Here is a 3,211-nt window from a genome sequence, read left to right as displayed (position 1 = left end):
GTATGAGGTATTCCCAAAGGAATAAATTCGCGTTCTTCTACTGGTTTCATATCCTTGCAATCGCATTTGCGCCCGGCATCATCAGCGCCTATTGCAAGCCCCAAGACATCAAAATACTTCGCAGGGTCATTGGCAGCATATTCGTAGAGATTAGCGCCTTGATCCATTTCAACATTGGGAAGAGGATCGCGGCTCAACCATCTAGCGGTATTCGGATCGTAGGCACGGAATAACGTCAAATTTAGACCGCTCGGCTGATGTGCATAGTAGTCAGCGTACTGGAACGTGGCCAAATTCGTGCCGCTAACTAATGTGGCCCTGCCGTAGGAGTCGTAGCTGTATCTGGCCACGATGGTGCCGGAACCGTTGAGCATTTCTCTGATGCTCCCCAAGTGGTCGGATGTGTAGTAGTAAGGCGTAGCGGCTTGCTGTTCGCCCTGGGGGAAGAACCGCTTGGTGACGTTGTTGGAACTGTCACGTTCCTCGGCGATCTCCTGGCCGATCCAGAGGTAGTTCTTCGTGCTGGTGACCGTGCCTCCGCTGTTCTTTTCGATGATCGATATCCGGCGGGATAAGCCGTCGTAGGCGAACAGGCTGGAGGCGCCGCCCGGATAGGTGATCGAAATGAGTCGGTTCAACGCGTCCCACTGATAGGCGTTCCCGTTCTCGTCGGTGAGGACGTTGCCGTTGGCGTCGTAACTGAGGCTGGGAGGAAGCGTGCCGCTGATGACGGCCTGGAACCGTTGGGTGGTCGTGTTGCCGCTGGTATCCAACGCCACGACACTAAGGACGTTCGTGCCGTTGGGCAGCGGGACGTTGGCGCTAAAGTTGGTGCCCTGCGTGACGGTGGCCGGCACGGCGTCAACGGTCACACTGGCCGGGACGACAACGTGGCCGCTGACGGTTTGAGCAACGGTCCCACCGCTGTAGGCGGTCAGTTGATTGAGGTTGTTGAACCGGCCCGTGGTCGTGGTGCTCTGCGTCTTTTCCGCCAGACGGTTGCCCGCCGGATCATAACTGTAAGCATTGCTCGCACTGCCGCCGCCGCTCTGCACGGCGTTGGTCAACTGGTCGGCATTATCATAGCTCAACGTATTGACCACCGCCGTGCCGCTGTCGGCCTGCTGCGTCCACGTCGCAATCGTCCCCACCGCGTTGTAGGTGTAATCGAACTTCGAGAGCGGGGTGCTGCCTTTCAAATTCTTGATCTCCTGCAGGCGTTGGTCTCCCACATTGTTAAAATAGCTGTAACTCGTGTTTAGTCCAGTGCTACTCGGATAAGTCACGCCCGACAACCGGCTGGTCTGATCCACATACGCGTAGATGAACGCTCCCAGCGGATTGGTCACGTTGGTGGCCCGGCCCAAGGCATCGAAGGTCGTGCTGACATTATTTGCGTTGGTGGTTGAAGCGTCAACGCCACGCGTCACCACCCGACCCAATTCATCATAGGCATAAGTCACCGTGGCACTGCTTCCCGCAATCGGCACGCTCACACTGCCCAGCCGACCCGCGCCGGTTGTCACCGATCCGGTGATGGGATTATAAGTGTAAGTCGTCGTGCCCGTGCCGTCGGTCATGCCGGTGAGCCGGTTATAGACCGGATCGTAAGCGAAGCTGACGTTGGGGGTTGCGGCGACTCCGCCGGCCGGAGTGTAGGCGGTCGAAGCCAGCGTGTTGTCGAGATTGTAGGTGTAAACGGCCACGTTGCCCCGCGCATCGGTCATCTGGTGCAACCGGCTCGTGCTGTTTTCGTAAACATAGTTGATCCGGCTGCTGTCGGCGTAGATCTTGGCCGTCACCCGGCCTTCCGTATCGAGGTTCCAGGTCGTGACATTGCCGTTGGCATCGGTCAGCGTCGACAGGCCCCCGCAGGTGCACCAGGTATATTTCGTGGTGCGGCCCAGCGGATCGGTCGTCTGGCTCAATTGCCGGATCGCATCGTACTGCCGGAGGGTCTTGCGTCCCTGCCGGTCGATTTGCTTCACCGCATCCAGATAGAGATAAACCGTTTGGTCGCTGGTGCCATCCGGGTAAGTGGTTGCGATAGGACGATCGAGATTGTCATAGGTGGTGGTGACGATATAACCTTCGCTGTCCGTCACGGTGTGGACCCGGCCGAAGCTGTCATAAGCATAGCCGGTCGTGGCTCCCGCCACCGGACCGGTGACGCTTTGCAAATAACCATTGCCGTCATACACCATCGTGGTGACTTGGTTCTGCGCATTGACCACCACGGTTCGCGTGAGCAGTTGACCCTGGGCATTGTAGGTCATCGTGGTCGTTTGACCCGAGGCATCCTTGGCCGTCAGCGGTTCATGAAGACTGTTATAAGTCATCGTGCTGAGCACATCCTGCCCGGAACCATTCGTTTGGGTGACCTGCAAGAGATCGATGCCGTTGTTGGGATCGTAACTGTAATTGGTCGTCCTCCCCAGCGGATCGACGCTTTGGGTGACCAATCCCGAAGCATTATAACTTGCCGAGGAAGTCTGGGTGGTCCCGTTGTCCAAAACACGCTCGGTTTCGGCGGGAGACCCGATGCCGCCATCGGGCAGGAGACCGGCGCTGGTTTGGCCCGGATAGGCATACCAGACCCGGTTTTCCAGCGCCTTCTTTTCACTGGCCGCCACCGGCAAAAGCCCTTGGAACGCCGTCATCCAATGGCTGACCTTGGCGAAACTATAGGAGCCCGCCGTGCCCGGAGCCGAACCTGCCGCCACCGCGTCTCCATAAGCGCGCCTATCCCAATAATAGGTGTTGTTCTGGTCCAAGGCCGTGTTGTAAGCGGACATGTCGCTGGGAAAGGTCGTTTCCATCGAGGAAACATTCGGGTTTTCAACATCGAATTCGACCCGTTCTGTTTGCCCCAGCGGATTGACGACCTGCACATATCTTTGGGTGGGAGTATCCGACTGCGTCATGGTCGTCGTTCCGTAAGGTGTGGTCATCGAGTTCATGACCGAGTTGGAATCGTAGGTGAACGAGGAAACCATGCCCATCACGTCGGTGCTGGAGGTTAACCGCCCTTGCGAATCGTATTGAAAATAGGCGCTGCGTCCAAACGGATCGGTGACTTGGGTGATCTTGAGCCGGTCACTCGCCAGATTGTAGAATAGGTGCGTGACTTGTCCCAAGGCATCGGTGATGCTCAGCAATCGGGGCACGCCGTTGGTGCCGTTATGGTCATATTGCAGAGTTGTCGTATTGC

1 protein-coding gene is annotated in these 3,211 nt (G+C 57.4%); it reads right to left on the bottom strand.

What is annotated here, in order from left to right; all coding sequences use genetic code 11:
- Positions 1-3,211 (bottom strand): RHS repeat-associated core domain-containing protein (locus WBR57_RS26395; protein WP_424087978.1); only part of this gene is annotated, 3,211 nt, incomplete at both ends.

Source organism: Pseudomonas sp., from assembly GCF_049590575.1.
In the GTDB taxonomy this organism is placed as follows: Bacteria; Pseudomonadota; Gammaproteobacteria; order Pseudomonadales; family Pseudomonadaceae; genus Aquipseudomonas.
This window is presented reverse-complemented; position numbering and strand designations above follow the sequence as displayed.